This window comes from Gaetbulibacter jejuensis, from assembly GCF_039524015.1.
Lineage (GTDB): Bacteria > Bacteroidota > Bacteroidia > Flavobacteriales > Flavobacteriaceae > Gaetbulibacter_B > Gaetbulibacter_B jejuensis.
The window spans coordinates 1-891 of record NZ_BAAAGF010000011.1; the positions used below are offsets into that span (position 1 = coordinate 1).

Genomic DNA, 891 nt, shown 5'->3' on the forward strand with positions numbered 1-891 from the left:
CTACTAATGTAGTTAATGTTTCTTGGGCATCAATTATTGATGCTATGTCTATTGTTTGCGCTGTACCATCCTCGTTTGTGTACGTAACTGTACCATCGCCATTGTCTACCAAGTTGGTAACCGTTTCATTGTTTCCTATTATAGTAGCCATGTTGATTACTGTTGCTACACCGTCTTCATCGGTATACGTGATAGTACCATCGCCATTGTCTATCAAAGTAGTCAAGGTCTCGTTGGCTGCTACCGCTGCTGCTAAATCTATATTATTAGCTACACCGTCTTCATCGGTATACGTAATCGTACCGTCGCCATTATCCACTAAACTTGTTAAGGTCTCTACGGCTGCTACGGCTGTTGCTAGGTTGATGTTGTTAGCATTACCATCTTCATCTGTATAGGTAATGGTTCCGTCGCCATTGTCTACTAAACTTGTTAAGGTCTCTACTGCGGCTACAGCTGTAGCTAGGTTGATGTTATTAGCATTACCGTCTTCGTCATTATAGGTAATGGTTCCGTCGCCGTTGTCTATTAAACTTGTTAAGGTCTCTACCGCGGCTACGGCTGTGGCTAGGTTAATAATGCTTGCCGCACCATCCTCATCTGTATAGGTAATGGTTCCATCCCCATTGTCTACTAATGTAGTTAATGTTTCTTGGGCATCAATTATTGATGCTACGTCTATTGTTTGCGCTGTACCATCCTCGTTTGTGTACGTAACTGTACCATCGCCATTGTCTACCAAGTTGGTAACCGTTTCATTGTTTCCTATTATAGTAGCCATGTTGATTACTGTTGCTACACCGTCTTCATCGGTATACGTGATAGTACCATCGCCGTTATCTACTAATGTAGTTAAGGTCTCTACGGCTGCTACGGCTGTTGCTAGATCTA

The 891-nt window shown here is 42.6% G+C and carries 1 pseudogene; it reads right to left on the reverse strand.

Annotation, left to right across the window (positions count from 1 at the left end):
* Window positions 1-891: pseudogene (locus tag ABD011_RS15715) on the reverse strand (hypothetical protein); the annotation flags it as partial.